General features: G+C 73.8%; 22 protein-coding genes. 7 read left to right on the forward strand and 15 right to left on the reverse strand.

Features of this window, described 5'->3' with window-relative positions:
* Nucleotides 1-56 precede the first annotated feature (56 nt).
* Nucleotides 57-1,811: an SDR family oxidoreductase gene (locus QQY24_RS16325; RefSeq protein ID WP_301973420.1), complete on the reverse strand. Its 1,755-nt coding sequence runs from the start codon at nucleotides 1,809-1,811 to the stop codon at nucleotides 57-59.
* 259 nt (nucleotides 1,812-2,070) lie between these two features.
* Here QQY24_RS16325 and QQY24_RS16330 point away from each other — a divergent pair, with 259 nt between their 5' ends.
* Genes QQY24_RS16330 through QQY24_RS16345 form a run of 4 tightly spaced genes read left to right on the forward strand, consistent with a single transcriptional unit; the run spans nucleotide 2,071 to nucleotide 5,580 of the window.
* Nucleotides 2,071-3,036, forward strand: coding sequence for an ABC transporter ATP-binding protein (locus tag QQY24_RS16330; protein WP_301976266.1), 966 nt, complete (start codon nucleotides 2,071-2,073; stop codon nucleotides 3,034-3,036).
* Nucleotides 3,026-3,940, forward strand: a complete 915-nt coding sequence (locus QQY24_RS16335; protein ID WP_301973421.1) for an ABC transporter permease — start codon at nucleotides 3,026-3,028, stop codon at nucleotides 3,938-3,940. Before QQY24_RS16330 ends, QQY24_RS16335 begins: the two co-directional genes overlap by 11 nt.
* Complete coding sequence (locus tag QQY24_RS16340; RefSeq protein ID WP_301973422.1) at nucleotides 3,940-4,851, forward strand: ABC transporter ATP-binding protein; 912 nt, start codon at nucleotides 3,940-3,942, stop codon at nucleotides 4,849-4,851. Before QQY24_RS16335 ends, QQY24_RS16340 begins: the two co-directional genes overlap by 1 nt.
* A gap of 9 nt (nucleotides 4,852-4,860) precedes the next feature.
* Nucleotides 4,861-5,580, forward strand: coding sequence for an ABC transporter permease (locus QQY24_RS16345; RefSeq protein ID WP_301973423.1), 720 nt, complete (start codon nucleotides 4,861-4,863; stop codon nucleotides 5,578-5,580).
* Between the two features lie 408 nt (nucleotides 5,581-5,988).
* Here QQY24_RS16345 and QQY24_RS16355 read toward each other — a convergent pair whose 3' ends face one another.
* From QQY24_RS16355 to QQY24_RS16395, 9 genes are all read right to left on the reverse strand, one after another.
* Nucleotides 5,989-6,792 carry an HAD family hydrolase gene (locus tag QQY24_RS16355; RefSeq protein ID WP_301973424.1) on the reverse strand — a complete coding sequence of 268 codons (804 nt, stop codon included), beginning with the start codon at nucleotides 6,790-6,792 and terminating at the stop codon, nucleotides 5,989-5,991.
* Complete coding sequence (gene serS, locus QQY24_RS16360; protein ID WP_301973425.1) at nucleotides 6,789-8,066, reverse strand: serine--tRNA ligase; 1,278 nt, start codon at nucleotides 8,064-8,066, stop codon at nucleotides 6,789-6,791. Before serS ends, QQY24_RS16355 begins: the two co-directional genes overlap by 4 nt.
* Nucleotides 8,067-8,579: 513 nt before the next feature.
* The gene (gene pheA / locus QQY24_RS16365; RefSeq protein ID WP_301973426.1) at nucleotides 8,580-9,512 is read right to left on the reverse strand and encodes a prephenate dehydratase; all 933 of its coding nucleotides are present in this window, start codon (nucleotides 9,510-9,512) and stop codon (nucleotides 8,580-8,582) included.
* An 88-nt stretch (nucleotides 9,513-9,600) separates the two neighbouring features.
* Nucleotides 9,601-10,896 (reverse strand): iron uptake transporter deferrochelatase/peroxidase subunit, encoded by a 1,296-nt coding sequence (gene efeB / locus QQY24_RS16370; protein WP_301973427.1) that lies wholly within the window; start codon nucleotides 10,894-10,896, stop codon nucleotides 9,601-9,603.
* 8 nt (nucleotides 10,897-10,904) lie between these two features.
* Nucleotides 10,905-12,911 (reverse strand): copper resistance protein CopC, encoded by a 2,007-nt coding sequence (locus QQY24_RS16375; protein WP_301973428.1) that lies wholly within the window; start codon nucleotides 12,909-12,911, stop codon nucleotides 10,905-10,907.
* 13 nt (nucleotides 12,912-12,924) lie between these two features.
* Nucleotides 12,925-13,386: a copper chaperone PCu(A)C gene (locus QQY24_RS16380; RefSeq protein ID WP_301973429.1), complete on the reverse strand. Its 462-nt coding sequence runs from the start codon at nucleotides 13,384-13,386 to the stop codon at nucleotides 12,925-12,927.
* Complete coding sequence (locus QQY24_RS16385; RefSeq protein WP_301973430.1) at nucleotides 13,383-14,036, reverse strand: SCO family protein; 654 nt, start codon at nucleotides 14,034-14,036, stop codon at nucleotides 13,383-13,385. Before QQY24_RS16385 ends, QQY24_RS16380 begins: the two co-directional genes overlap by 4 nt.
* A gap of 90 nt (nucleotides 14,037-14,126) precedes the next feature.
* Nucleotides 14,127-14,864 carry a YcnI family protein gene (locus QQY24_RS16390; RefSeq protein WP_301973431.1) on the reverse strand — a complete coding sequence of 246 codons (738 nt, stop codon included), beginning with the start codon at nucleotides 14,862-14,864 and terminating at the stop codon, nucleotides 14,127-14,129.
* 148 nt (nucleotides 14,865-15,012) lie between these two features.
* On the reverse strand, nucleotides 15,013-15,930 hold the full coding sequence (locus tag QQY24_RS16395; protein ID WP_301973432.1) for a hypothetical protein: 918 nt from the start codon (nucleotides 15,928-15,930) through the stop codon (nucleotides 15,013-15,015).
* A 236-nt stretch (nucleotides 15,931-16,166) separates the two neighbouring features.
* Between QQY24_RS16395 and QQY24_RS16400 the strand changes: the two genes are divergently transcribed.
* On the forward strand, nucleotides 16,167-16,613 hold the full coding sequence (locus QQY24_RS16400) for an ATP-binding protein (RefSeq protein WP_301973433.1): 447 nt from the start codon (nucleotides 16,167-16,169) through the stop codon (nucleotides 16,611-16,613).
* Nucleotides 16,614-16,674: 61 nt separating this feature from the next.
* On the opposite strand, the gene QQY24_RS16405 is transcribed toward QQY24_RS16400, so the two are convergent.
* Both QQY24_RS16405 and QQY24_RS16410 read right to left on the reverse strand, forming a co-directional pair.
* Nucleotides 16,675-18,138, reverse strand: a complete 1,464-nt coding sequence (locus QQY24_RS16405) for an aminopeptidase P family protein (protein WP_301976267.1) — start codon at nucleotides 18,136-18,138, stop codon at nucleotides 16,675-16,677.
* A gap of 189 nt (nucleotides 18,139-18,327) precedes the next feature.
* Nucleotides 18,328-19,908: a PP2C family protein-serine/threonine phosphatase gene (locus tag QQY24_RS16410; RefSeq protein ID WP_301973434.1), complete on the reverse strand. Its 1,581-nt coding sequence runs from the start codon at nucleotides 19,906-19,908 to the stop codon at nucleotides 18,328-18,330.
* Between the two features lie 494 nt (nucleotides 19,909-20,402).
* Here QQY24_RS16410 and QQY24_RS16415 point away from each other — a divergent pair, with 494 nt between their 5' ends.
* Both QQY24_RS16415 and QQY24_RS16420 read left to right on the forward strand, forming a co-directional pair.
* On the forward strand, nucleotides 20,403-21,068 hold the full coding sequence (locus QQY24_RS16415; protein ID WP_301973435.1) for a bifunctional DNA primase/polymerase: 666 nt from the start codon (nucleotides 20,403-20,405) through the stop codon (nucleotides 21,066-21,068).
* A 55-nt stretch (nucleotides 21,069-21,123) separates the two neighbouring features.
* Complete coding sequence (locus QQY24_RS16420; protein WP_301973436.1) at nucleotides 21,124-21,759, forward strand: hypothetical protein; 636 nt, start codon at nucleotides 21,124-21,126, stop codon at nucleotides 21,757-21,759.
* Between the two features lie 213 nt (nucleotides 21,760-21,972).
* Here the strand turns inward: QQY24_RS16420 and QQY24_RS16425 are convergent, their stop codons facing one another.
* The 3 genes from QQY24_RS16425 to QQY24_RS16435 all read right to left on the reverse strand — a co-directional run bounded on the left by QQY24_RS16425 (nucleotide 21,973) and on the right by QQY24_RS16435 (nucleotide 24,948).
* A complete protein-coding gene (locus QQY24_RS16425) occupies nucleotides 21,973-22,938 on the reverse strand; it encodes a DUF5926 family protein (protein WP_301973437.1) in 966 nt (321 codons plus the stop codon).
* A 209-nt stretch (nucleotides 22,939-23,147) separates the two neighbouring features.
* Entirely contained in the window at nucleotides 23,148-23,786 is a 639-nt protein-coding gene (locus tag QQY24_RS16430) for an ATP-binding protein (RefSeq protein ID WP_301973438.1), read from the reverse strand.
* A 334-nt stretch (nucleotides 23,787-24,120) separates the two neighbouring features.
* Nucleotides 24,121-24,948 (reverse strand): glycerophosphodiester phosphodiesterase, encoded by an 828-nt coding sequence (locus tag QQY24_RS16435; protein WP_301973439.1) that lies wholly within the window; start codon nucleotides 24,946-24,948, stop codon nucleotides 24,121-24,123.
* Between the last annotated feature and the right edge of the window lie 299 nt (nucleotides 24,949-25,247).

Genomic DNA, 25,247 nt, shown 5'->3' on the forward strand with positions numbered 1-25,247 from the left:
CCAAGTGGGTTTATCCACAGGGAAATTGACGAAACTGTGGACAACCGGCCGTGCCGTCACAACCGCGGTTCCACCCGCGCGATCCGCCTCAACAGCCCCGGCAGGAAACGGGAGACGGCGTGCGCGGCCCTCGCCTCCGGGGTCACCGGGACCACCGCCCTGTTGCGGCGCACCGCGTCCAGGACCGCCTCGGCGACCTTCTCCGGCGGATAGCCGCGCAGGCCGTACAGGCGCGCGGAGCTCCTGCGGCGGCGGCGCTCCTCCGCCGCGTCGACGCCGGTGAAGCGGGCCGTGGAGGCGATGCCGGTGGTGACGAAGCCGGGGCAGATCGCGCTCACCCCGATGTCCCGGGCGGCCAGTTCGGCGCGCAGGCACTCGGAGAGCATCAGGACGGCCGCCTTGGAGGTGCCGTAGGCGGGCAGTGCGCGGGAGGGCTGGTACGCGGCGGCCGACGCGACGTTGACGATGTGGCCGCCCTGGCCTCGCTCGGCCATGCGCGCGCCGAACAGGCGGCAACCGTGGATCACGCCCCACAGGTTGACGTCCAGGACGGTGCGCCAGTCGTCGGTGGTGGTGGTGAAGAAGGAGCCCGACAGGCCGATCCCCGCGTTGTTGACCAGCACGTCCACCACGCCGTATCCGCCGTGGACCTTCTCGGCGAGCTCCTCCATGGCCTGCTCGTCGGAGACGTCGGCGGTCTCCGCCCAGGCCTGGAGGGCACCGCTCAGCCGGGCCCGCTCGGCGGTGCGGGCGGCGGCCGCGGCGTCCCGGTCGACGGCCACCACGCGCGCCCCGGCCTTCGCGAACGCCAGCGCCGTCGCCCGGCCGATGCCGCTGCCCGCGCCGGTGACCAGCACCAGCTGCCCGGCGAAACGGTCGGCATGGCGTCCGCGGGCCGTCTCCCCCGTCCGTCCTTCCCGCACGGAGGTGACGAACTGCTCGATCCAGGCGGCCACCTGGTCGGGACGCGTGCGCGGCACCCAGTGCCCGGCCGCGAGGGTGCGACGGGTCAGCCGCGGCGCCCACTGCTCCAGGCCGTCGTACAGCCGCTCCGACAGGAAGGCGTCCCCTTCCGGCGTGATCAGCTGCACGGGCACGTGCGCGTGGGCGTCCGTGCGCGGCCTGCGCAACCGGGCGCGCACGTTGTCCCGGTACAGCCAGGCGCCGTGCGCCGCGTCGCCGGGGAGGGAAGCGGTGGGGTAGCCGCCGCCGGGCGCCTTCTCGGTCCGCCGCAGGATCCCCGGCCAGCGCCTGCCGAGCGGTCCGCGCCAGGCCAGTTCCGGCAGCACGGGCGTGTGCAGCAGGTAGACGTACCAGGACCTGGCGCCCTGGCCGAGGAGCTGACCCACCCTGCGGGGCGTGGGACGCCTCACGCGCGCGTTGATCCAGTGCCCGAAGTGGTCGAGGGACGGCCCGGAGATCGAGGTGAAGGAGGCCACGCGGCCCTCGGTGCGGCCGGTGGTGACGAACTCCCAGGACTGCACCGAGCCCCAGTCGTGCCCCACCAGGTGCACCGGCCGGTCCGGGCTGACCGCGTCCACGACCGCCAGGAAGTCGTCGGTGAGCTTGGCCAGCGTGAAGCCGCCGCGCAGGGGCCTGGGCGCCGTGGAGCGGCCGTGGCCCCGGACGTCGTACAGGACCACGTGGAAACGGCCGGCCAGCCGGGCGGCGACCTCGGACCAGACCTCCTTGCTGTCCGGGTAGCCGTGCACCAGCACCACCGTCGGCCGCCGCGGATCGCCCAGCTCGGCCACGCACAGCTCGACCCCGCCGGTCCGCACCCAGCGCTCACGCGCGTCCTCGAGTGTCACTTCTCCTCCGCCCGCCGCCGCACCACCGGCATCCCGTGTACCCGCCCTCCGGGCCCCCGTGAACGTGGCAGTTGCCGGGGACGGCGTCAACAGGGGGACGAGGCCCGGGACGGCCCGGGGACGGCGCGCGGCGCCCGGCGCCGCGGGTCATCCGGACCGGGGAGCCCCTAGGGCTCCGTCCTACTGGAGTCTGACGCGAAGACGGCTCTCAGGTCTGACGACCGAAGTGGTCCGGGTCACTACCGTCGTCGGCGTGACTGTGATCGCGACCGAAAGCCTGAGCAAGCGGTTCCCCCGGGTGACCGCGCTCGACCGGCTGTCCGTGGACATCGGACCCGGTGTGACCGGACTCGTCGGAGCCAACGGCGCCGGCAAGTCCACCCTGATCAAGATCCTGCTGGGTCTGTCCCCCGCCACGGAGGGCCGCGCCGAGGTGCTCGGCCTCGACGTCGCCACCGAGGGTGCCGCCGTCCGGGAGCGCGTGGGCTACATGCCGGAGCACGACTGCCTGCCGCCCGACGTCTCGGCCACCGAGTTCGTCGTGCACATGGCCCGCATGTCGGGCCTGCCGCCCACCGCCGCCCGCGAGCGCACCGCCGACACCCTGCGCCACGTCGGTCTGTACGAGGAGCGCTACCGTCCCATCGGCGGCTACTCCACCGGCATGAAGCAGCGCGTCAAGCTCGCCCAGGCGCTGGTGCACGACCCGCGGCTGGTCTTCCTGGACGAGCCCACCAACGGCCTCGACCCGGTCGGCCGCGACGAGATGCTCGGCCTGATCCGCCGCGTCCACACCGACTTCGGCATCTCCGTCCTCGTCACCTCCCACCTGCTGGGCGAGCTGGAACGCACCTGCGACCACGTCGTCGTCATCGACGGCGGCAAGCTGCTGCGCTCCAGCTCCACCACCGACTTCACGCAGACCACGACCACCCTCGCGATCGAGGTCACCGACAGCGACACCCACCCCGACGGCACCCGCGCCCTGGGCGAGGCGCTCCGCGCGCGCGGAGTGGACACCCACGACGAGGGCGGCGGCCTGCCCGGCGCCGGCCGCATCCTGCTGCTGACCGCCCCGGGTGAGGAGACCTACGACCTGGTGCGCGACGTCGTCGTCGGCCTCGGCCTCGGCCTGGTGCGCATGGAGCAGCGCCGGCACCGCATCTCCGAGGTGTTCACCAGCGGCGACGAGCAGCGGAAGGAGGCCGCCGGACATGGCGGTTGACCAGCCCATGCGGACACCGGCCACGCCGGGCGACCAGAGCCGCATCCACGACATCGGCTACCGCGGCTACGACGGTCCCCGCCTCGGCCGCGCCTACGCCGCCCGCTCCCTGTACTCGCAGTCCCTGCGCGGCGCCTACGGCCTCGGCCGCTCGGTGAAGTCCAAGGTGCTGCCGATGCTGCTGTTCGCGGTGATGTGCGTGCCCGCCGCCATCATGGTCGCCGTCGCGGTGGCCACCAAGGCGCACGAACTGCCGGTGTCCTACACCCGCTACGCGATCATCATGCAGGCCGTGATCAGCCTGTACGTCGCCTCGCAGGCACCCCAGTCCGTCTCGCGCGACCTGCGCTTCAAGACCGTGCCGCTGTACTTCTCGCGGCCGATCGAGACCGCCGACTACGTGCGGGCGAAGTTCGCGGCGCTCGCCTCCGCGCTGTTCGTCCTCACCGGCGTCCCGCTGCTCGTGATGTACGCGGGCGCGCTGCTGTCCAAGATGGGCTTCGCCCACCAGACCAGGGAATGCGCCCAGGGACTGGTCTCCGCGGCCCTGCTCTCGCTGCTCTTCGCCGGCATCGGCCTGGTCATCGCCGCCGTCACCCCGCGCCGCGGGTTCGGCATCGCCGCCGTGATCGCCGTGATGACCATCTCCTACGGCGCCGTCTCCACCCTGCAGGCCATCGCCGACGCCCAGGACAGCACCGGCGCCGTCCCGTGGATCGGCCTGTTCTCGCCGGTCACCCTGATCGACGGCGTGCAGTCCGCCTTCCTCGGCGGCGCCTCGGCGTTCCCCGGCGGGACCGGCCCCTCCCACGGGCAGGGCGTGGTGTACGTCCTCGTCGTCCTGGGCCTGATCGCTGCCGCCTACGGCCTGCTGCTGCGCCGCTACAAGAAGGTGGGCCTCTGATGACCACGCTCAGCATCGACCACGTCTCCCGCTGGTTCGGCAACGTGGTCGCCGTCAACGACATCACCATGACCGTCGGCCCCGGCGTCACCGGCCTGCTCGGCCCGAACGGCGCCGGGAAGTCCACGCTCATCAACATGATGGGCGGCTTCCTCGCCCCCTCCACCGGCACGGTCACCCTGGACGGCCGGCCGGTGTGGCGCAACGAGGACGTCTACCGGCACATCGGCATCGTCCCCGAGCGGGAGGCGATGTACGACTTCCTCACCGGCCGCGAGTTCGTCGTCGCCAACGCCGAGCTGCACGGCCTGGACGACCGGGCTGCCCGGCGCGCCCTCGCCACGGTCGAGATGGAGTACGCGCAGGACCGAAAGATCTCCACGTACTCCAAGGGCATGCGCCAGCGCGTGAAGATGGCGAGCGCGCTCGTCCACGACCCGTCGCTGCTCCTGCTCGACGAGCCGTTCAACGGCATGGACCCGCGCCAGCGCATGCAGCTGATGGACCTGCTGCGCAGGATGGGCGACGAGGGCCGCACGGTGCTGTTCTCCTCGCACATCCTCGAAGAGGTCGAACAGCTCGCCCGGCACATCGAGGTGGTCGTCGCCGGGCGGCACGCGGCCAGCGGCGACTTCCGCCGGATCCGCCGGCTGATGACCGACCGCCCGCACCGCTACCTGGTGCGCTCCAGCGACGACCGCGCCCTCGCGGCCGCGCTGATCGCCGACCCGTCGACCTCCGGCATCGAGGTCGACCACGTCGAGGGCGCGCTGCGGATCCAGGCCGTCGACTTCGGCCGCTTCACCGCCCTGCTGCCGAAGGTCGCCCGTGACCGCGGCATCCGGCTGCTCACGGTCTCGCCGTCCGACGAGTCCCTCGAATCCGTGTTCTCGTATCTGGTCACGGCGTAGGAGGCCGACATGTACGACCCCACCGTCGCCCGGCTCACCTACCGGGCCCTGCTCGGCCGTCGCCGGGCCCTCATCCTCGGCGCGCTGCCGCTGCTGCTCCTGGTGATCTCCGTGGCCGTGCGCGCGCTCACCGGCGCCGACGACCAGACCGCCTCCGACGTGCTCGGCGGCTTCGCGCTCGCCACCATGGTGCCGATCATCGGCGTCATCGCGGGCACCGGTGCCATCGGACCGGAGATCGACGACGGCTCCGTCGTCTACCTGCTGTCCAAGCCGCTGAAGCGGCCCACGATCATCTTCACCAAGCTGATCGTCGCCATCGCGGTCACCATGGTCTTCTCGGCGATCCCCACCCTGATCGCGGGCCTGGTCCTCAACGGCAACGGCCAGCAGGTCGCCGTCGCCTACACGGTGGCCGCGCTCATCTCCTCCATCGCCTATTCGGCGCTGTTCCTGCTGCTGGGCACGGTCTCCCGGCACGCGGTGGTTCTCGGGCTGGTCTACGCGCTGGTGTGGGAGGCCCTGTTCGGCTCCCTGGTGCCCGGCGCGCGCACCCTGAGCGTCCAGCAGTGGTCGCTCGCCGTCGCCCACCGGATCGCCGGCGGGGACCTGGTGACCTCCGAGGTGGGGCTGACGACGGCCACGGTGCTGCTCGTCGCGGTCACCGTCCTGGCCACCTGGTACGCCGGCCAGAAGCTGCGGGCGCTGACACTGGCGGGTGAGGAGTAGGAGGCGCGGGGGACCCGGGGCGGGGAGGTCGCGGACGCCAGAGGGGACGCCGCGGGACGGGGCCCGCGGGCGGGCCGGGGACGACACCTGGGACGAGGCCGTCCCGGACGAGGAGCTCGTCCGGGACGCCGAGGCCTTCGAGCCGTCCGCCCGCCCGGATGCCCGCCGCCCGCCGGCGCGCCGGGGCACCGCAGCCGCAGCCGTGGCGCTCCGACGAGCCGCCCGCGGGCCGGTTCTCCGGCCGGGCCCGCAGCCGCAGGCGGCGCCGGTGGACGGGCCGGCGGGGGTCCCGCCGACGGGCCCGCACCCGCCCCCGGACGGGCGGCGGGACCCGGGCGGCGGGACCCGGGACCTCTCGTCCGGATCCTGCCGGGCTCGCGGGGTCCGGCCCGATACGGCCGAAGGACCCTAGGCCAGCAACCGCTCCAGCACCACCGCGATGCCGTCCTCGTCGTGGGAGCCGGCCACCTCGTCGGCCACCGCCTTGAGCTGCTCGTGGGCGTTGGCCATGGCGACGCCCCGGGCGGCCCAGGCGAACATCGGGATGTCGTTGGGCATGTCGCCGAAGGCGATCGTGTCGGCGGCCTTCAGGCCCAGCCGGCGGGCCGCCAGCGACAGCCCCGTGGCCTTGGACAGGCCGAGCGGGAGCAGCTCCACTATGCCCGCGCCGGCCATGGCGACGGTGACGAAGCCGCCGGCCGCCTGCCGGGCCGCGTCCGCCAGTTCGTCGTCGGTCAGCGTCGGATGCTGTATGTAGATCTTGTTGAGGGGGGCCGTCCAGAGGTCGGACACGTCCCGCAACGGCGTCGCCGGGAGCTTGCCGGTGACCGCGTACCCCGGGCCCACCAGCACCTCGCCGTCCAGCCCGTCCCGGCTCGCCGCCAGGTACAGCGGACCGACCTCCGCCTCGATCTTCGCCAGCGCCACCCCCGCCAGCCGCCGGTCCAGGGTCACGGACGTCAGCAGCCGGTGCCGCCCGGCGTCGTACACCTGTGCGCCCTGGCCGCAGACGGCGAGGCCGTCGTAGCCGAGGTCGTCGAGGACGGGCCGGGTCCAGGGGGCCGCGCGGCCGGTGACGACGATGTGCGCGGCGCCCGCCGCGGTGGCCGCGGCGAGCGCGTCACGGGTGCGCCGGGATATCGACCCGTCGGAGCGCAGCAACGTTCCGTCGAGGTCGGTGGCGACGAGTCGGAAGGAAAGGCCGTCGCTCACCTGGCGACCGGCTCCAGGACCTCCCGGCCGCCCAGGTACGGGCGCAGCACCTCGGGCACGCGGACCGAGCCGTCGGCCTGCTGGTGGTTCTCCAGGATCGCCACGATCGTGCGCGGCACGGCGCACAGGGTGCCGTTGAGCGTGGCCAGCGGACGGACCTGCTTGCCGTCGCGCACCCGGATCGAGAGGCGGCGGGACTGGAACTCGGTGCAGTCCGAGGTCGAGGTCAGCTCGCGGTACTTGCCCTGGGTCGGGATCCACGCCTCGCAGTCGAACTTGCGGGCGGCCGAGGAACCCAGGTCGCCCGAGGCGACGTCGATGACGCGGAACGGCAGCTCCAGCGAGGTCAGCCACTGCTTCTCCCACTCCAGCAGGCGCTGGTGCTCCGCCCGGGAGTCCTCGGGAGCGACGTACGAGAACATCTCGACCTTGTCGAACTGGTGCACGCGGAAGATGCCCCGGGTGTCCTTGCCGTGCGAGCCGGCCTCGCGGCGGAAGCACGGGGAGAAACCGGCGTAGCGCAGCGGCAGCCGGTCGGCGTCGATGATCTCGTCCATGTGGTACGCCGCCAGCGCGACCTCGGAGGTGCCGACCAGGTACAGGTCGTCCTTGTCGAGGTGGTAGACGTCCTGGGCGGCCTGGCCGAGGAAGCCGGTGCCGGCCATGGACTGCGGGCGCACCAGAGCCGGGGTGAGCATGGGCGTGAAGCCGGCCGCCGTCGCCTGCGCGATCGCCGCGTTCACCAGGGCCAGCTCCAGCAGGGCGCCGACGCCGGTGAGGAAGTAGAAGCGGGAGCCGGACACCTTGGCGCCGCGCTCGACGTCGATCGCGCCGAGGAGCTGGCCCAGTTCCAGGTGGTCCTTCGGCTCGAAGCCCTCGGCGCCGAAGTCGCGGGCCGTGCCGTGCGTCTCCAGGGTGACGAAGTCCTCCTCGCCGCCGACGGGCACGTCGGGGTGGACGAGGTTGCCGAGCCGCAGGAGCAGCCGCTGGGTCTCGCCGTCGGCCGCCTCGCGCTCGGCGTCGGCGGCCTTGACGTCGGCCTTGAGCTGCTCCGCGCGCTTGAGCAGGTCGGCCTTCTCGTCACCGGCGGCCTTGGGGATGAGCTTGCCGAGCTGCTTCTGCTCGGCGCGCAGCTCGTCGAAGCGGACGCCGGACGACCTGCGCCGCTCGTCGGCAGACAGGAGGGCGTCGACGAGCGCGACGTCCTCTCCACGGGCGCGCTGGGACGCGCGCGCACGGTCGGGGTCCTCACGGAGCAGGCGAAGGTCAATCACGCGGCCAAGGCTACCGGTGCCGGCTCGCGGCTCACGACCCGCTGGTGCGGCTCGCCCCGCGCCCCGCCGTGCGGCGACCGCCCGCGGCGCCCCGGGAGGCCGGGCGGGGCCGGCTCCGTACCGGGGGCACGGGGCCGGCGTACCGCCGGCTGACCGGATTCCCTTGTGGAAAACACTATGTGACGAGCTTGTTGTCCACAGGGGTGCGGATTCCGGAGGAGGTTATCCACAGGCTGTGTGGAAAGTCTGTGGATTTTACTCCGGATCTTTGGGTGGGGCTCAGGTGTTCTCGGCCGAACGGGGGGTGATGCCTGCTTTCGGGTGAAAGGGGTGCCCGAAAAAATGAACCAAAGGAAACACACGGACGAAGGGTGACGCGCGGCGCGATGACCCCGAGAGGGACTTCCGGGGCGATTTGTCGACCGGCCCCGTATGCGTGTCGACTTGACCCCAGGTAGAGAAACAGACCTGTGGATAACCTTGTGGACAACGTGGATGCGCAGGTCGTACTGGCTAGAAACGGCCGTCCTGGCAGCGCGTCACCCAGTCCGCCGCCGCCACGAACTCCTCGTCCGAGGTCCCCGGCGGCGTGGGCCGCGCCTCGCCCGGCCCGATGTCGGCGCGCGGGTACGAGCCGAGGAAACGCACCTGGAGGCAGATCCGCTTCAGCCCCATCAGCGCCTCGGCCACCCGCCGGTCGGAGATGTGGCCCTCGGCGTCGATGCAGAAGCAGTAGTGGCCGATGCCCGCGCCGGTGGGCCGGGACTGCAGCAGCATGAGGTTGATGCCCCGGGTGGCGAACTCACCGAGCAGGTCCCGCAGGGCGCCGGGGTGGTCGTCCCGCTGCCACAGCACCACCGAGGTCTTGTCGGCGCCGCTCGGTGCGGCGGGCCGGGCCGGCCGGCCGACCAGCACGAACCGGGTCTGCGCGTTCTCCGCGTCGTGGATCCCGGTCTCCAGGGCCTCCAGGCCGTAGCGGGCCGCCGCGAACTCGCCCGCGAAAGCGGCGTCGTACCGCCCCTCCTGGACCAGGCGCGCGGCGTCCGCGTTCGAGGCGGCCGACTCCCACAGCGTGTCCGGGAGGTTCTTCCGCAGCCAGTTGCGCACCTGCGGCTGGGCCGCCGGGTGGGCGGAGACCGTCTTGATGTCCGCGAGCGCCGTGCCCGGCCGGACCAGCAGCGCGAAGGCGATCGACAGCAGCACCTCGCGGTAGATCATCAGCGGCTCGCCGGCGACCAGCTCGTCCAGGGTGGTGGTGATGCCGCCCTCGACGGAGTTCTCGATCGGCACGAACGCGGCCTCGGCCTCGCCGGCCCGGACCGCGTCCAGCGCGGACTGCACCGACACGTAGGGGATCAGCTCCCGGGTGGCCGCTTCGGGAAGCGTGCGCAGGGCGACTTCGGTGAAGGTGCCCTCGGGACCGAGATACGCATAGCTCGCTGGCATGTCCTCACCCTAATGGGCCCGCGGAACCACGGCTCGGGCATCTCACGGGAGCCGCCCGGCCGGGTGGCCGGGCCCCGCGCCGGACGGCTCAGCCCTCCAGCAGCCGCTGCCCCACGTACCCGTCCTCCGCCGCGCCCCCCGGCACCGCGAACAGCCCGCTCGCCTCGTGCCGGACGTACCGCGACAGCGCGTCGCCCCGGTCGAGCTTGCGCTGCACCGGAACGAAGCCGCGCAGCGGGTCCGCCTGCCAGCAGATGAACAGCAGCCCGGCGTCCGGGGTGCCGTCCGCGTCGAAGCCGTCGTGGTAGGAGAAGGGGCGACGCAGCATGGTCGCGCCGCCGTTGCGGTCGGGCCGGGTGATCCGGGCGTGCGCGTTGAGGGGGATGACGTACTCGCCCCGGGCGTCGGTCTTCTCCAGGTCCGCCGGTGTCGTCTCGGTGCCCCCGGACAGCGGTGCCCCGTCGGACTTGCGGCGCCCGATGACCTGCTCCTGCGCGGCCTGCGAGAGCTTCTCCCAGTCGTCGAGGAGCATGCGGATCCGCCGGACGACGGCGTAGGAGCCGTTCGCCATCCACGCCGGCTCACCCGTGGCGGGCACGAAGACCCGCCGGTCGAAGTCGGCGTCGGACGGCTTCGGGTTGCGGGTGCCGTCGACCTGGCCCATGAGGTTGCGGGTGGTCATCGGGTGGGCGGTGGCCCCCGGAGTGCGGTTGAAGCCGTTCATCTGCCAGCGGACACGGGCCGTGCCGCCGGCGTCCTTCTGGAGCGCGCGCAGGGCGTGGAAGGCGACCAGGGCGTCGTCGGCGCCGATCTGCACCCACAGGTCGCCGTCGCTGCGCGCCCTGTCGAGGTGGTCGGAGGAGAAGTCGGGCAGCGGGTCGAGCGCGCTCGGCCGCTGCTCCTCCAGGCCGGTCCTGGCGAAGAAGGAGTGGCCGAAGCCGAAGGTGACCGTCAGCGAGGAGGGGCCGGCGTCCCGGGCCACGTCCGTATCGCCGTGCGGGGCCGCCTCGCCCGCCATCAGCCGCTCGGCCGTCGCCGACCAGCGGCGCAGCAGGGCCGCCGCCTGCCTGCGGCCCGCGCCCGGCACCAGGTCGAAGGCGGCGAGGTGGCCGCGGGCCTGCAGCGGCTCGGTGATGCCGGGCTGGTGCTTGCCGTGGAACGCCGCGCGGCTCGAGCCGACCGACGTCAGCGCGGTGGCCCGGGCGGGCGCGGCGGCGTAGCCCGCGCCCGCGCCGGCCGCGCCGAGGGCGAGCCCGGTGGCCCCGGCCGTGCCGAGCAGCGCGCGCCGGGAGACGCCGTGACCGCCGTGGGGCGCCGGTTCCCGCGACGGCTCCCGCAGCGCGGAGTCGGGTGTACGGGCCTGGGGGAGGGACTGGTCGGGCATGGTGTGGTTCAGCCGATCTGCGCGTTCTTGGAGACGGTCACCTGGTCGATGTCGGAGGTCCGCACGGTCACGGCGACCCTCCAGTCACCCGCCACGGGGATCTGCACGCCGCTCGCCGCCCAGTGACCGGTGGTGACGTGGTCGGGGGCGACCGGAAGCGGGCCGAGCCTCTTCGCCTCCAGGGTGAGGGCGACCTTCACCTCGGGGACGTCGAAGGCGCGCCCGTCGGGACGCCGCACGGACAGGCGCAGCTCGTTGGCGCCCACGCGCGCGGGGTCGAGGTCGACGCGGATGAGGCCCCGGCCGCCGGTGCCGCCGGTGTCGAAGGGCATGTCGAGGGTCAGCGCGCCCGAGGAGTCGGCCGGGCTGGTGGCGGAGGACGGGGCGGCGGCCTCGGCGGCCTGCTCGGTGCGGCCCGGCTCGGTCTGGGTGAGCGCGGTGGTGACGGCGAGCAGGACCACCGCGACGCCCGCTTCGGCCAGCACCGAGCGGCGCAGTCCGAAGCGGTTGGGGTCGGCGTCCCGCAGCCGCTTGCGCCGGGCGGCGTCCACGGCGGCCCGCTGCCGGGCCAGCTGGGCGGCCCGCTTGCCGTCGCCGGTCACGGTCTCCCCGGCACCGGTGTCCCGGTCCCCGCCGGTGCCCCGGTCCCCGCCGGTCGCGGCGTCCCGGCCGCCGCCGGCACCGTCGGGGTCGCTCCCGCGAGCGTCCCCCGACGCGGCGGTGCGCTCCTTCCCGGGCTGCTGCGCGGTCTGCACGGTCTGTACGGCCTGTACGACGGCGTGCGCGTCCACGAGCCGGCCCGTCCACCGCCGGGACGTCCACGCGATGCCGACCAGCAGCGCCACCAGGGCGATCTTGACCAGCAGCAACTGCCCGTACCGGGTGCCGGTGAACGCCGCCCAGGAGCCGAGCTGGCGCCAGGACTGGTAGACGCCGGTGGCCACCAGGGCGAGCACGGAGCCGAAGGCGAGGCGGGAGAAGCGGTGGACGGCGCCGGCCTCCACCGGCGTCCCGGCGGGCGCCCGGTACAGGGCGACGAGCAGGGCGGCCAGTCCGCCCAGCCAGGCGGCCACGGCCAGCAGGTGGACGATGTCGACGGGCATGGCGATGTCCGGCTGGAGCCCGGTGGAGGCGTGCTCGGCCATGGCCCAGCTCGCGGCGAGCCCGGCGGCCACGACCCCTCCGCCGGTGGCGAGCCCGAAGGTCAGGTCGCGCTTCTCCGCGCCCTCCTCCCGCTTGGCGTGGGCGCCGAAGAGGACGGCGATGAACAGCGCGGCGGCGGACAGCAGCAGCAGCCGGGAGACCAGCGTGGCGCCGGTCTTGGTGTGCAGCACCTCGCCCAGCAGGCCGAGGTCGAAGGCGTCGCCGAGGCTCCCGGTCGTGGTGTACGCGCCGCGCAGGAGCAGCAGCCACAGGGTGGCCGCGGTGAGCGTGAGCCAGCCGCCGACCACGAGCCGCTGCAGGGCCCGTACCCCGGAGCCGCGCTGCCAGCAGGCCAGCACGAAGGCGGCGCCGCCCACGAGGACGATGAAGCCGGCGTACGACACGTACCGCCCGAACGCGTAGAGCGCGCCGACGGCTCCGCCGCCCGCCGCGGTCCCGGCGCCGACGACCGTGGTGCGCGAGGGCGCCCCGACGGAGAAGGTGTAGGCGCCGGAGACGGGGTGGCTGTCCTCCGAGACGACCTGGTAGGTGACCGTGTAGGTGCCCTTGCCGAGGCCGCTCCTCAGCCGCACGGCGTACGTCGTCCCGCTCACGTTGGCGGGCGGGCCCACCTCGACCTTCCCGCCCCGCGGGTCGAGGACCCGCAGGGAGTCGTCGTTCATCGCCACCTTCTCGGAGAAGGTGAGCGACACCTGGGACGGTGCCTCGTCGACCACCACCCCCTGTGCGGGGGCGCTGCCGGTCAGCGCGGCGTGCGCGGACGCCGGAGCGGCGCCCGCGAACAGCGCCCCGGTGACGGCGAGCAGCAGCAGCACCAGGGCGCGCAGGCGGGGGGTGATGGTCCGCGTCAAGGTGGTCCCTCCCTCAGTGGCCGGTCGTCGGGTTGTACGTGGCGGACTTCACCGGCATCTCGACGGTACGGGTCCCGGACTCGGCGAAGGTCAGCCGCACGGTCACCGTCTGGCCCCGCACCGGCTTGCGCTTCAGCCCCTCGAACATCAGGTGGTTGCCACCGCTGGCGAACACGAGGCGGCCGTGCGCGGGGACGACGAAGGAGGTCTTCTCCTCCATGGTGCCGCCGACGGTGCTGTGCATGGTGACCCGGCCGGCGACGTCACTGCTGACCGAGGTCAGCTCGTCCCGCGCGCCACCTGCGTTGGTGATCGTCAGGAAGCCGGCCGCCATGTCGGCGGAGACCGGCTGGGGCATGTACGGCCCGCTCACGGACAGCTCGGCCCCACCGGCTCCGGACCCGGACCCGGAGCAGCCCGTGAGGACGAGGCCGGCGGCCAGCGCGGCCGCGGTCAGGGCGGCGCGACGCCTCATGGCCTGGCCCCCTCGACCAGCTTCGGGAGGTCCTTGGTGTAGTCGTCGACCGTGGCGTCCTCGCCGTAGAGGACGTACCCGCCGTTGGTCTTCGGCGAGAACGCGACGACCTGGGTGCCGTGGACCGAGACGAGCTCGCCGTTCTTGTCCTTCCTCGTCGCCTCGATGGAGATGCCCAGGGAGCGGGCACCGGCCTGCACGGCGGGGAAGTCACCGGTCAGGCCGATGAACTGCGGGTCGATGCCCTTGAGCCACTTGCCCAGTTCGGCCGGGGTGTCGCGGCCGGGGTCGGTGGTGACGAACACGACCCTGAGGTCGTCCCGCTCGTCCCGGGGCAGCGCCTTCTTGGCGACGGCGATGTTGCTCATCGTCGCCGGGCAGATGTCGGGGCAGTGCGTGTAGCCGAAGTAGAGCAGGGTGGGGTGGCCCTCGGTCCGCGCGCGCAGGTCGTACTTCTTGCCGTGGGTGTCGGTGAGCACCAGGTCCGGCTTCTTGAACGGCGGGTCGAGAACGGTGGCCGCCTTGGCGGAGCCGGCCTCCTGGGAGACCGCGGCGACCGGTGAGCCGCCCTCGTCACCGCTGCCGCAGGCGGAGAGGGTCAGGGTGGCGGCGGCGAGCAGCGCGGCCGCGGCGAACGTCTTCTTGCGCATAACGAAATGTCCCAGATGTAAGGATTCCGGCGCGCACCGGGGTCGTACGACAGCGTCGCACGACCCCGGGCGCGCGTGCGGAACGGTCGGTCAGGCGGTCCGGCGGCGGCCCACGAGGACGCCGTAGGCGACGCCCGCGGCGCCGATGACGATGCCGGCGATGCCGAGCACCCGCGCGGTGGTGTCACTGCCACCGCCCGAACCCCCGTCGGCGGCCGTCTCCTTGCCGGAGTCGGAGTCGGAGTCGGTGTCCCCTGCCGCGGGGGTGGCGTGGTCGTCGTCGGCGGCGGACAGCTCCAGCGCCGGGGCCGGGTTCTCGGGCTCGTCCTGGCCCTCCTGCTGCACCTCGATCCAGCGCACGACCTCGTGGTTGGAGTACGTCTGGATCGCCTTGAAGACGAGCTGGTCGGTGTCCTCGGGCAGGGCGCCGACGGAGAGCGGGAACTTCTGGAAGTAGCCGGGCTGGATGCCCTTGCCGTCGGCGGTCCAGGTGACCTTGGTGACGGCCTGGGCGATCTTCTCGCCGTGCAGGGTCAGCGGCTTGTCCAGCGTGGACTTGGTGACCTTCACGCTCCAGCCGGCGACGGGCTCGGGCATGACCGAGGCGAGCGGGTGGTCGGCGGGGAGGTTCACCTCCAGCTTGGTGGTCGAGGCGTTGTCGCGCTCGTTGGGGACCTTGAAGTCGATGACGGCGTAACCGCCCTTGGCCGCGGTGCCCTCGGGCTGCACGGTGACGTGCGCGAAGGCCGGGGCGGACAGGGCCAGGACGGCCGTGCCGGCGACGGCGGTGGCGGCGGTGACACGGGAGGCGGTACGGGAAACCTGCATGACAGGAGCACTCCGCTCTGGGTGGGTTCCGGTGACGACGGGGAGTACGCGTGCGCGTGGCCGGGCCGCTCGGGTCCGGTGCGCACGCGCGCGTGCCGCGCGGCGGCCCCCCTGCTCCGGTTGCGGGAGTGGTGGTGGTCGCGTCGCGTCAGGCGGCGAGGAGGAACGCGTCGGCGGGCGGGCCGCGCCGGATCACCGTGTGCTGGAGCACGGCGGTGTGCGGGCCGGGCGTCTCGTCCCCGACGGTGCGGCCGGGACGCGGGCCCGGTCCGGCCGCGGGCAGCAGCCCGGCGCACAGGGCGTGCACCAGTGCGAGTGCCGCGCGCAGGGATCGTACGAGCGCCCCCTCCGCGACGCCGTGCGCGGACAGTTCGATCAGCCGCAGCAGGGCCAGGTCGCCGTGGCGCAGCAGCCAGCCGACGGCGACGGCCGCGAGGACGTGAGCGAGCAGCATCGGCAGGGACGGCAGCAGGGTCGGCAGGGAGCCGGTGGCGCCGTGCGCCTGGTGCGGGACCGGCGGGGCGCCCGCGGGCCGGCCCGCGGCGTCGATGAGGCGGGCGTCCAGCAGGAGGCGGTAGGCGTGCCCGGGGGTGAGCGCCGACGCGCTGGACCCGCACAGCAGCCGCGCGGCGCGCTCCACGAGCGCACCGTCGCTCAGTGAAGCGCCCGTCGCCCCCGTCGCCCCCATCGACGGCATTGAGGGCATCGACTGCATCGAGCCCATCGGCGGCATGGGGCCCGCCGGGCCCGTGGCACCCGTCGGCACGGCCCCGAAGGCCATCGCGGCCCCGTGCTGCCCCAGCCCGAACAGCGTGTGCAGCACGATCTGGCCGAGCGCCAGCAGCGCGGCGATGCCCGGCAGGGAACGCGCCCGTCCGGCGAGCGGTGCCACCAGCAGCAGGGAGCCCAGGAATCCCGCCCCGAGCGTCCACGGCGGCACGCTCGCGCAGGAAGCCAGTGTGTGCCCGGCCGCGGCCAGCACGACACAGACCGCGGCGAACACCGCGGCCCGCAGGATCCGGACCCCGGGTCCGGGCCGCGCCGCGCGCGGGTGGGGGGCAGTCATGGCGGCCCCATCATCGCACTGCGCCCGCCCGCGTCCCACGGCAGGTCCCCGCCATTCCCGGGCGGCCGTGGAGCGGCCGTCCACGGGGGCCGTCCGCCAGGAGACGTCCTTCCATACACCGATTCGTCCCCCCGCACATCGACCATATGGGGGGACCGGCGTCAACAGGGTGCTTACGGTCACGCACGGGCGGCAATAGGTATCGGTATGTCGAGCCGCGGCCAGGAGGCTGGAGCATGAGCATCTGGTGGTCACTCCACTTACGCCGCGAGGCCGCGAGCGTACCGCTCGCCCGGCGGCTGCTGATCGGCACGATGGAGACCGCGGGCGTCGACCCCGACATCTCCTACGACCTGTCGGTGGCCCTCAGCGAGGCCTGCGCGAACGCGGTCGAGCACGGCGGGGCCGCCGCGTCCGACGGCGGCCCGGAGGCGTACCGCGTGACGGCGTACCTCGACGGCGAGATGTGCCGCATCGAGGTGTCCGACTCCGGGACCGGCGTCTTCCTCACCCAGGGCCCCAGGCCCGCCCGCGCGGACGCCGAGCACGGCCGCGGGCTGTGCCTGATCCGGGAACTGGCCGATCACGTCCACATCGGAGCCAAGCCGGGCCGGGCCGGGACCGTGGTCAGCTTCGACAAGATCCTCAAGTGGAGGAAGGACCCTTCGCTGCTCACGGCCTGAACCCCGCGCGGCGCACGGAACCGGCCGGGCACCCGTCGGTACCCGGCCGTCCGGCGTGCCGTCAGCCCTTCAGGGCCGCCATCCACCGCTCGACCTCGTCCGACCGCCGGGGCAGCGCGGCGCTGAGGTTCCGGTTGCCGTCCTCGGTGACCAGGATGTCGTCCTCGATGCGGACGCCGATGCCCCGGTACTCCTGCGGGACCGTCAGGTCGTCGGCCTGGAAGTACAGGCCCGGCTCGACGGTGAGCACCATGCCGGGCTCCAGCGTGCCGTCGACGTACGTCTCCGTCCGTGCGGCGGCGCAGTCGTGCACGTCCATGCCGAGCATGTGGCCGGTGCCGTGCAGGGTCCAGCGACGCTGCAGGCCCAGCTCCAGGACCCGCTCGACCGGGCCCTCGACCAGGCCCCACTCCACGAGCCTCTCGGCGAGCACGCGCTGGGCGGCCTCGTGGAAGTCGCGGAACTTGGCGCCGGGCCGCACGGCCGCGATACCGGCCTCCTGGGCCTCGTAGACGGCGTCGTAAACCTTCTTCTGGATCTCGCTGTAGGTGCCGTTGACGGGCAGCGTGCGCGTAACGTCGGCGGTGTACAGGGTGTGCGTCTCCACGCCCGCGTCCAGCAGGAGCAGGTCGCCGGAGCGCACCGGGCCGTCGTTGCGCACCCAGTGCAGCGTGCAGGCGTGCGGGCCGGCCGCGCAGATGGAGCCGTAGCCGACGTCGTTGCCCTCCACGCGCGCGCGCAGGAAGAACGTGCCCTCGATGTAGCGCTCGCTCGTCGCCTCGGCCCTGTCGAGGACCTTCACGACGTCCTCGAAGCCGCGCACGGTGGAGTCGACGGCCTTCTGCAGCTCGCCGATCTCGAACGCGTCCTTGACCAGCCGGGCCTCGGAGAGGAAGACCCGCAGCTCCTCGTCGCGCTCGGCGGTGACCTTGTCCGCCAGGGCCGCCTCGATGCCGGCGTCGTACCCGCGCACGACCCGTACCGGCCCGGTGGCCTCGCGCAGCCGGCCGGCCAGCTCGCGCACGTCGGCGGCCGGGATGCCGTACAGCACCTCGGACTCGGCGAGGGAGTGGCGGCGGCCGACCCACAGCTCGCCCTGGCCGGAGAGCCAGAACTCGCCGTTCTCACGGTTCGAGCGGGGCAGGAGGTAGATCGTCTCCCGGTGTCCGTCGGCCGTGGGCTCCAGCACGAGGACGCCGTCCTCGGTCTGGTTGCCGGTGAGGTAGGCGTACTCGACGGAGGAGCGGAAGGGGTACTCCGTGTCGTTCGAACGGGTCTTCAGGTTGCCTGCGGGGATCACGAGGCGCTCGCCCGGGAAGCGCGCGGAGAGCGCGGCGCGGCGGCGCGCGGTCTCGGCGGCCTGGGCGACGGGCTCCAGGTCGCGCAGCTCGGTGTCGGCCCAGCCGGACTTCATGTTCTCGGCAAGCTCGTCGGAGACGCCCGGGGTCAGGCCGTTCTTCCGCTGCTTGATGGGCTCCTCGGGCTCGGTCCCCGGGTCCACCGCGTCAGCGGCGGGATCGGTCACAGCCGGGTTGGGCTCGTCGGACACGTGATCCTCCTCGATACGCCATGTGGTCTCCCGCGGGGCCCGCGGCACCCGCGCTCCTGGCCGAGCGGGGACCTCCATCATCGTACGGTCGTACCGAGGACGGGCCGAGGCCGGATGACCTGTTATGCCCGGTCATGCCAACCGGGCGGGGCCGCGCGCACCGGCTCAGTCGAAGCGGGCCGCCAGCAGCACCACGTCCTCCTCGCCGTCCGCCGTGTCCGCGCCGTCCGGCAGGAGCGTGCGCAGCACGTGGTCGGCGACGGCCGCCGGGTCGCGGCGCAGCGGGAGCGGGATGCCCGCGGCCGCCGTGTGCAGCCGGGCGAAGGCGCGGTCCACCGGGTCGCCGGTGCGGTGCAGCAGCCCGTCGGTGTAGAGCAGGACCGTCTCCCCGGCCTCCGCCCGGATCTCCGTGCTGGGCGCCTCCCAGCAGGTGAGCATGCCCAGCGGCGCGGAGACGGAGGTCTCGGCGAACTCGGTGCGCCGCTCCCCGACCAGCAGCGGCGGGCTGTGCCCGGCCCCGGCCAGGGTGATCCTGCGCAGGGCCGGCTCGCAGTACGCGAACAGGGCGGTGGCGCAGCGGGCGGGTTCGGTCAGCCGCAGCAGCAGTTCCAGGTCGGACAGGACGGCGACCGGGTCCTCGCCCTCCATCACCGCGTAGGCCCGCAAGGAGGCCCGCAGCCGGCCCGTGGCGGCCACCGCGCCGGGTCCGGAGCCGGTGACCGAGCCCACGGAGAGGCCGAGGGCGGCGTCGGGCAGCGGCAGCGCGTCGTACCAGTCGCCGCCGCCGCGCGGGCCGGTGCGGTGCCGGACGGCGAGCTGGACCCCGGGCACGCGGGGCAGCCGGGAGGGGAGCAGTCCCTCGGTGAGGGCGGCCAGGCGCGCGCGCGTGCGCTCCACCTCCACCAGCCGGGCGAGGTGTTCGGCGGCGTGGCGGACGTACAGGCGGGCGAGGTGCCGGCGGCGCTCGTCCGGCTCGGCGGGCTCGTCGTACAGCCAGAGGGCCGCGCCGAGCCGGCCGGCGGAGTCGGCGGCCAGCGGGAGCGCGTAGCCGGCGGCGTAACCGAGGCGGCGGGCGACCTCGCGGTGGCGGGGGTCGAGGCCGTCCTCGGCCAGCAGGTCGGGGCGCACGGCCTCGGTGGTCCCGCCGGCGTCGCCCGCGTCACCGGCGTCCTCGGCGTTGTCGGCGTCCAGGAGGGCACCGTGGGGCAGGCAGCCGCGCGGCACGGTCTCGATGTGGCCGAGGTCGGCGCGGCCGAGGCCGAGGCCGACGGTGGTGCGGGGGCCGAGTCCGTCGGCGGGCTCCAGGACGGCGAGGGCACGGCGGGCGCCGACCAGGAGGGAGCCGGCGCGCAGCAGTTCCCGCAGGGCCGGCTCCAGGGCGTTCGTGCGGCACAGGCGCCCGGTGAGTTCGTGCAGCGTGGTGAGGTCCGCGACCCGGCCGGCCAGCCGGTCCTGGAGCAGGGCGCCGGGAGCGGGGGTGCCGGGGACGGGGGTGCCGGGAGCGGGAACGGGAGGGGCCGTGGGTGCCTGAGCGGCGTCCGGGGCGGGGGGTGCCGGCGCGACAGTGTGGGCGGAAGGGGGAATCGGTGCGTCGATTCCGGCCACTTTCGAAGGGTGTGGGGCGCTCATGGTGTCCGGCCTCCGGACCGGTGCGTAATGCTGAAAAGCATCGCAAACCCCCATGTCGTTCTGCGCCGTCGGCAATGTCTCCACATGTACACGCACTCGTACGGGGATGTCCAGCATTGTCCTGCGGGGATTCCTGGTGTCCGCGGATTCGCCCCGGGTTTCACCCGAACCCCTTGCCTTACTGTCGAGTTGGCTTGAAACTGCCTCGGGTGACGGTTCACTGCGGTCGACTGGCCCTGCTCCACGGAGCGTCACAGCGGTCGTGATGGGTACGTACTCGGAGAAGGCCAGGGGTGGTCGAGGGCCACCCGGAACCTGGCGGCGGACCCGGGCGTCATAACCACCGACGACCGAGCCCCATCCTCCCGTGGCGGAGGCGGAGAGAACCACGTGCGACGCAAAGCGCCATACTTCGCCACCCCCGTGCCGCAGCCGTGCTCGTGACGGACGCACCATCGGTGCGGACGCGGTCAATGTTCGACCCCTCGGGGTTCTCCCTGCCGGGAGCAGGGGTGTGATGCGCCAACAGGTACGCACAGTGAAGTGATCGACACATGACGTGATGTGGCCCACGGTGTTGCCAGCGGTGCAACGGAAAGGAACGAGCGCTCATGCGCGAGATCCTCGGAAGGCGACGCAGGCTCCTGTCCAGGCGGAACGGCGGGAGGCCTGAGCCGATCGGCGCGGCCCTTACCTTCGCGACGGAATGGCAGTGGCCCGTACTCCCGGGCGTGGCCCCGGACCCGGAGGGCCGGGCCCGCTGCGCCTGCCCCGACCCGGAGTGCACGGTGCCCGGTGCTCATCCCTTCGACCCCGGCCTGCTCGCGGCCACCACGGACGCGCGCATGGTGCGCTGGTGGTGGAGCGAACGGCCGAACGCGCCGATCATCCTCGCGACCGGCGGCCGGGCGCCCTGCGCCGTCAGCCTGCCGGCGCCGGCCGCGGCCCACGCCCTCGACCTGCTCGACCGGCACGGCATGCGGCTCGGCCCGGTGATCGCCGCGCCGGCCCGCTGGTCGCTGCTGGTCAAGCCCTACTCCATGGAACAGCTGGGCGAGCTGCTGTACGCCAAGGACTTCGTGCCCGGCTCCCTGCGCTTCCACGGCGAGGGCGGCTACATCGCCCTGCCGCCCTCGGAGACCGGCCAGGGCGCCGTGCGCTGGGAGCGCGCGCCGCTGCCCGGCTCGGCCGCGCCCTGGGTGCCCGACGTGGAGGCGGTGGTGGACGCCGTGGTGGACGCCCTCACTCGTACGGGGGTGAGCGCGCCCGAGTCGTAGGGGTGTCGGGCGCGGGCGGCCCGGCCGGGCCGCCCGCGGTCGTTATCTTCCGCTCATGCTGCGAAATCCTGGGAGGCGCGGCGCCCGGCCGCCGCGCGGTGACGGGCCGGTCCACCGCAGGCTGCGCCTGCTCGCCCTCGCGGGCGCCGTGGCGGCGGTGGTCGCGCTGCCGCTGGCCGTGGCGTCCACGGGACAGGTGGGCGAGGCCGCGCGGGGCGAGGGCAGGGCCGGTGTGCCGGCCGGCGGCGCCGCGCGGGAGGTCCTGCGCGACCTCGCCGGACGCGACGCCGGGACGCCCTCCGCCGCGTCGCCCTCCCGCTCCCGCCTGCTCGGCCTGGGCCTGGCCACCGCCGCCCGCTGCGGGCCCGAACTGTCCTCCCCGGACGGGATCGAGGCACAGACCTGCGTGCTCACCCAGGGCGGGGACACCTGGGCGCGCACCTACTACCGCAACGCCACCGGCGAGGTGCTGGACTCCGTGCTGAGCCTGATGGGGCCGGGCGGCCGGACCGTCGGGATGCGCTGCGCCACGGGCACCGAGGACGAGCCCGCCACCTGCGAGACGCCCCGCGAGGCCACCGGGGGGTCGCTGGACGCCTACACGGCCGTCACCGAGTTCTCCGCCCGCGGGGCCGGCCGGCCCCTGCTGCTGCGCTCGGCCAGCAACATGGAAGGGCGCACGGGAAGTTGACGTTCCGCGGCGCGCTGTCCACCGTGCACGGGCATGGAAAGACCCGGTTGCTGGCGACGGGGGATGCACCAGCAACCGGGCTATGGGAACGGTAACAAGAGATCGCCGGTTTACAAATTCGATCTCGGCTATTCGGACAACGATTTCCCGGTCACCGCCGGGAGTTGTGACAGGAGTCACCTCCGCGCGGTGGTCCGCGGGTGTCCGGACGGCTCAGCTGAGGGTGACCTGCCGGTTGGTCAGGCCGCCGCGCGCCCGGCGCTCGTCCGCCGTGAGCGGCTCCTGGACGGCGAGGGCGGCGGCGAGGCGCTCGGCGAACTCGGCGGCCGGCTTCTCCACGTCCTCGGCCCCGACCGAGGTCGGCAGGTCCCACACCGGCACGGTGAGGCCGTGGGCGCGGAAGGAGCCCACCAGCCGGGTGCCGTCACCGAGGCTGGAGCGGCCGGCCGCGTGCAGCCGGGCGAGGGCGTCCAGAAGCTGCTCCTCCGGGTGCGGCATGACCCAGCGCAGGTGGTTCTTCTCCGGGGTCCCGCACCAGTAGGCCGCTTCCACGCCGGTCAGCCTCGCGGTGGGGATGGCGGCGGCGTTGGCCCGCTCCAGGGAGGCGGCCACCTCCGGAGCCGCGTTCTCCGCGTCCGGCACCCAGAACTCGAAGCCGCTGTGCACGACCGGCTCCAACGCGGCGTCCGGGTCGAGCAGGTCCTGCAGCCGCGGGCCGTCGGCCGGGGCGCGGCGGCCCTCCACCGGTGTGCCGGGCGGGGCCTCCAGGGCGCGCAGGAGCGTATCGGCGAGGTCGCGGCTGATGTCGCCGGACGCCGTGTCGTTCTGCAGGCCGAGCAGCACCGAGCCGTCGTCGCGGCGCAGCGCGGGCCAGGCCATCGGCAGCACCGTGGCCAGCGTGACCGACGGGACACCCTCGGGCAGGCCGTCGCGCAGGGTCAGCTCGGCCGTGGCGGCGGGCACCAGCTCGCGCAGCGCCACCCAGTCGCACTCGCGCGGCAGGCCCTCGAAGGGGCGGTGCACCAGCTCGGTCACCGCGTGGGCGGCGGCCCGTCCGTGGCACGCCTTGTAACGCCGGCCGCTGCCGCAGGGGCAGGGCTCGCGGGCGCCGACGACCGGGACCTCCGCGTCGCTGAGCTGCGGCCGCTTGGCCTTCGTCGGGGGTCGCTTCTTGGCCATGGTGGGTGTCTCCCGGTTACGGCTCGTCTCGTACGGCGGGAGCCTAGCCGTTCACACCACCGCCGACGGGATCCTGTGGACAACGGGCCCGTGGACGGGGCCACAGGTGTGAACCCGTGGACGGGTCCGGGGTCCCGCCGGCCCTCGGGCGCCCCACGTCCGCGGTGGCCCCCGGCGCTCCCGGCGGGCGCCTTCCGGTGCCTTCCGGCTCAGCCCAGGTCCTCGAAGGCGTCCGCGAAGTCCAGACCGGCCAGGACGGGGGCCGCAGGGGCCGTGACGCGCGTAGCGAAACCGCCGCGGCGGCACCCGGCGTCCGGATCGTGCACGTCCTCGTGCACCACCACCCAGACCGTCACCTCGCCGCGGACGCTGTCCCGGACGCCCCAGTCGTCGGCGAGGGCCGTGATGATGTTCAGGCCCCGGCCGCCGTGCGCCGTGACCGAGGGCGTGGCCGGAGCCGGGCGGGTCGGGCCGCCGCCGTCCGTCACCTCCACGACGAGCCGCCCGCAGGGATCCACCCGCCACGCGGCGCGCACGGCGTCGTCCCCGGCCGTGCCGTCCCCTAGGGGGCGCCCGTGTTTGCAGGCATTGCTCAAGAGCTCGGAAAGGATCAGCACGGCATCGTCGATGACCGCTTCCGATACGCCACCGCTGCGCAACTGCGTGCGCATCCGGTGCCTCGCCTTCCCCACGCCCGCAGGGCCATGGGGTACGGCCATGCTCGACGACGCGGGCACTTCCTGTGCCACCACCAACGCCACCCCCGAGACCTCCTTCGCCCCACGCCACGGTGTGGATGCCCCCTTGGCCTGAACCGGAAACCGACCGATCCCCTTGCGGTGATGCACTCGCAACGTGCACTCACGCAGCGGGCGCGCCGGAGCACGCCCCGTGACAGGTGTGCCGTCGTGTGGCTTGATTTCGATGGTGTGGCCGAGAAGGGAGGATGGTGGAGCCGTGACGTCCGGGTCAAGGGGCGCGGACCGACCGATATCCGACCGGTCCCCGTCCGGGACCCGCGCGCGACCCGGCGGCCGGACCGGAGCGGGGCCGGGGCGCGACCGTGGTGGGTCCGCGCACGCGCGCGGCGGAGCCGGCGCGGCACCGCGCACGCGTGGCGGCCGGGCCGGTGCCCCTCACACACGCTCACCGGCCCGGCCGGCGCCCCTCACGCACGCGCGTTCACCGGCCCAGCCGGTCCAGCACCGCGCGCGGGCGGTTGGTGATGATGGCGTCGATGCCGAGGCGGCGGCAGAGGTCCACGTCCGCGGGCTCGTTCACGGTCCAGACGTGCACCTGGTGGCCGGCCTGCTTCAGCCGCTCCACGTAGGCCGGGTGGTTGCGCACGATCCGGATCGAGGGACCGGCGATCCGCACGCCGGCCGGCAGCCGCCCGTCGCGCAGCCGGGGCGAGACGAACTGCATCAGGTAGACGGTCGGCAGGGTGGGCGCGGCGGCGCGCACGCGGTGCAGCGAACGCGCCGAGAAGCTCATGACGCGGACCTGGGACTCCTCGGCGCGGGCCGGTGCGTCCAGGCCGAACCGCTTCAGCAGGAGCAGCAGCCGCTCCTCGACCTGCCCGGCCCAGCGCGTGGGGTGCTTGGTCTCGATGGCCAGCTCCACGCGCCGGCCGGCGTCCGCGACCAGCTGCAGCAGCCGCTCCAGGGTGAGCACGGAGGTGTCGGCGGGGTCCTCCGGCCGGTGCTCCCAGTCGGGCTCCTCGTCCCGCCCGCGCCAGGCCTCGCGCGTCTTCCAGGAGCCGAAGTCCAGCGCGGCGAGGTCGGCCAGCTCCAGGGCGGAGACCGCGCCGCGGCCGTTGGAGGTGCGGTTCACCCGCCAGTCGTGGACGCAGACCAGGTGGCCGTCGGCGGTGAGCCGCACGTCGCACTCCAGGGCGTCCGCGCCGTCCTCGATCGCCTTCTTGTACGCGGCCAGCGTGTGTTCGGGCGCGTCCTCGGAGGCGCCCCGGTGGGCGACGACCTGGATGCGCCGCTGTGGTGCGTGGGTCACCGCGTCATGGTGCCACCGACACGGGGTACGCGGGGCGGCGCGGGCGGGTGCGGAGGGCGACGATGGTCGCACAACCTGTCCGTTTATATAATTTTTGCTCCACAGGTCCCATGTAAAGGGTGGCCCCGGACCCACAGCAACCGCTTATGGTGCTCTGACGGCCCGTGGGAAAAGCTGACTGCGTACGACAGGAAGCCGACCGTGCACAGCTGCACCGCACCGGGCCCGCGCTTCTCGGGTGCCGAACGTGACCGCCACGACGGGTGTGGACGAGCATGAGCAAATGTGACCGAGTGCGA

Source organism: Streptomyces sp. TG1A-8 (assembly GCF_030499535.1).
In the GTDB taxonomy this organism is placed as follows: domain Bacteria; phylum Actinomycetota; class Actinomycetes; order Streptomycetales; family Streptomycetaceae; genus Streptomyces.